We start from the raw sequence: 2,677 nt of genomic DNA on the forward strand, positions 1-2,677 counted from the left end.
GGGTGGGTCTACCGCATTCGGACGGAGATCACGGAGCAGGGGAGCCGAGTGGAGGCGGGGGAATGGGTCGGCAAGCGGGACCGGAAGACCCGGGAGCAACGCTGGGAGCGGCTGGATGAGGATCTCGACTACGAGGCGACCCAACTCGACCGGGAGGTGGTGGCGCCGGACCAGATCCGGACGGTGATCGGCACGTTCCGGGACAAGCTGTTCACCGACATCTTCCCCGGCCGGGAGGAGGTGCCGAAGACGCTGATCTTCGCCAAGGACGACAACCACGCCGAGGAGATCGTGCGGATCGTGCGGGAGGCGTTTGGCAAGGGGAACGACTTCTGCAGGAAGATCACCTACAAGTCGGAGAAGGACCCGGAGGAGCTGATCGCGGAGTTCCGGAACACCTACTTCCCACGCATCGCCGTCTCGGTGGACATGATCGCCACGGGGACGGACGTGAAGCCGATCGAGATTCTGTTGTTCCTGCGCCGCGTGCAGTCGGCGACCTACTTCGAGCAGATGATCGGCCGGGGCACGCTATCGTGATCGCAGGCAGCAAGATCGAAACGCAGAAAAGCAGAGACCAGCGACGTGGCACATTCCAACATGCCAGGCCAGCTTTCACGCTCCAATGCTGCGCGAAAGGCCAGCGCAGCCCGATTCGCGCGCTCATCCAGATGATCAGAGAAACTGACAAGAAACCCGTCCACGCCGATAGTACGAATAGCTGGAAAGCCTGCAGTCAAGGGTTTCTCCGTCTGGTCCAGGGCCGACATGACATGGTCCTTATGCCTGAATTCTATGCAGTTTTTTTGCGAACACGCATCTCATATCAAAAACGTTGACAAAATGTCAGCGTATTGTCAACGTCAAACGATGCAGCCGCGACACAGCGGCCAGCACTCACAACAGGGGATCCATCATGACTTTTCGTTTCAGCACCGCTGCCGCGCTTTTCGCGCTGGCCACAGCACCCGCCGTTGCCCAAACCGCATGGGATATGCCCACGCCCTATGGCGACAGCGTGTTCCACACGCAAAACATCATGGCCTTCGCCGATGACGTGCGCGAAGCGACCGATGGGAGTGTCGATATTACTGTGCATTCCGCAGGATCGTTGTTCGCGCATGGCCAGATCAAGGATTCAGTCCGCCGAGGGCTGGCACCGATTGGCGAAATCCTGATGTCGCAACTTGTGAATGAGAACCCGGTCTTTGGCGCCGACAGCATTCCGTTCTTTGCTGCCAGCTATGATGATGCAAGCGCCCTTTGGGACGCCTCGCGTGACGACGTGGCAAGCGCGCTGGCCGAACAAGGGCTGACACTGTTGTTTTCAGTCCCATGGCCTGGCCAATCGCTTTTCTTGCGCGAAGAAGTGACAGACCCTGCCCAATTGCAAGGCGTCAGTTTCCGCGCCTATAACAATGCCACCGAACGCATGGCGCAATTGCTGGACATGGTGCCAACTCAGGTGGAAGCGGGCGATATTCCGACCGCCTTCAGCACAGGCCGTATTGCGGGGATGATCACCTCGCCGTCAACAGGCGTGTCCTCGCAGGCATGGGACTACACGACCCATTACATCGACACCCAGGCCTGGCTGCCCAAGAACATGGTGTTTGTAAACACACGCGCGTTCGAGGCGCTTTCAGCGGATGAGCAAGATGCAATCCTCGCTGCCGCAGAGGCTGCAGAGGCGCGTGGCTGGGAAATGTCCGCCGCAGAGACAGCGGACAAGATCGCAGGCCTTGAAGCGGGTGGGATGACGGTAATGCAACCGTCCGAAGCGTTGTCAGCAAAGCTGGCCGAAGTCGGCGAGGTAATGGTCGCAGAATGGCTGGAAACGGCTGGCGATGCCGGCGCCGCGATCCTCGCACGGTATAAAGGCGAATAAGCCGATGCGGGCAGGGCCACACGCCCTGCCCTTTCCTTTACCTTTTATGCCAAACAACCGGGGGCTGTGATGCTGCGCCAAATGCTTGACCGTCTTTACAGCACGGCCCTTGGGGCTGCCTGTTTGGCCATGATCGCCATCGCGGTACTGGTCTTTTTGCAAATCATCGGGCGGATCATCGACCGCGCGCTTATTTTATCCGGGGCAGAACCGTTGGGGTTGGCCATCCCCTCGCTAAGCGATTTCGGCGGCTTCCTGTTCGTTGCCGCAGCCACCCTGGCCCTGCCAGCCACTTTGCGCGCAGCGGGGCATGTTCGGGTGACGTTGGCGCTGGCGCTGCTGGGACCGCGCCTGGGCGCAGTGTTAACGGTTGCGGTCTTGGCGGTTGCCTTGGCGCTGGCGGGATTTGCGGCCTGGCACTCCGGAGTGCAAATGTGGGATTCCGTGTCGTTCAATACCGTCTCTTTCGGCATGGTAAGGGTACCCTTGTGGATACCGCAAGGGGTGATGACGCTCGGCTTCGCACTGCTGGCCCTGGCCGTGCTGGACGAATTGCTGACCGCGCTGCGCGGGGCCACGCCCGCCTTTCGACTTGCAGAAGGCAAGCGCAGCGAAGGAGGGCATTGAGATGGACATCTTGACCCTGTCCATCATCCTTGTCGTCGTGCTGTTCGGCTTGCTTCTATCTGGCCTGTGGGTGGGGTTCTCGCTCATGGCGGTTGCATTGGTCGCAATGGAACTGACCCGCCCCGGACTGGCCGGCGCGGTTTTTGCGACGAAGGTCTGGGG

The 2,677-nt window shown here is 60.3% G+C and carries 4 protein-coding genes; 3 read left to right on the plus strand and 1 reads right to left on the minus strand.

Annotated elements, in window-relative coordinates:
* A partial coding sequence (locus tag R6T97_RS13750; protein ID WP_410349865.1) for a helicase-related protein occupies positions 1–540 on the plus strand: 540 nt, incomplete at its 5' end.
* Here the strand turns inward: R6T97_RS13750 and R6T97_RS13755 are convergent.
* On the minus strand, positions 501–770 hold the full coding sequence (locus R6T97_RS13755) for a carboxyltransferase domain-containing protein (protein WP_410349866.1): 270 nt from the start codon (positions 768–770) through the stop codon (positions 501–503). The two genes, R6T97_RS13750 and R6T97_RS13755, sit on opposite strands and share 40 nt — an antisense overlap.
* A 146-nt stretch (positions 771–916) precedes the next feature.
* On the opposite strand from R6T97_RS13755, the gene R6T97_RS13760 reads away from it, so the two are divergent.
* Together R6T97_RS13760 and R6T97_RS13765 are read left to right on the plus strand one after the other, a co-directional pair.
* Complete coding sequence (locus R6T97_RS13760) at positions 917–1,888, plus strand: TRAP transporter substrate-binding protein (protein WP_410349867.1); 972 nt, start codon at positions 917–919, stop codon at positions 1,886–1,888.
* Positions 1,889–1,957: 69 nt separating this feature from the next.
* Positions 1,958–2,515: a TRAP transporter small permease gene (locus tag R6T97_RS13765; protein WP_410349868.1), complete on the plus strand. Its 558-nt coding sequence runs from the start codon at positions 1,958–1,960 to the stop codon at positions 2,513–2,515.
* Positions 2,516–2,677: the final 162 nt, after the last annotated feature.

The sequence above is a fragment of the Yoonia sp. genome (genome assembly GCF_046498525.1).
GTDB lineage: Bacteria > Pseudomonadota > Alphaproteobacteria > Rhodobacterales > Rhodobacteraceae > Yoonia.

Bases quoted from the DNA above. Each gene is read 5' to 3' on its own strand.
- R6T97_RS13755 (WP_410349866.1), bottom strand. From the start codon at position 770: ATGTCGGCCCTGGACCAGACGGAGAAACCCTTGACTGCAGGCTTTCCA.
- R6T97_RS13760 (WP_410349867.1), top strand. From the start codon at position 917: ATGACTTTTCGTTTCAGCACCGCTGCCGCGCTTTTCGCGCTGGCCACA.
- R6T97_RS13765 (WP_410349868.1), top strand. From the start codon at position 1,958: ATGCTGCGCCAAATGCTTGACCGTCTTTACAGCACGGCCCTTGGGGCT.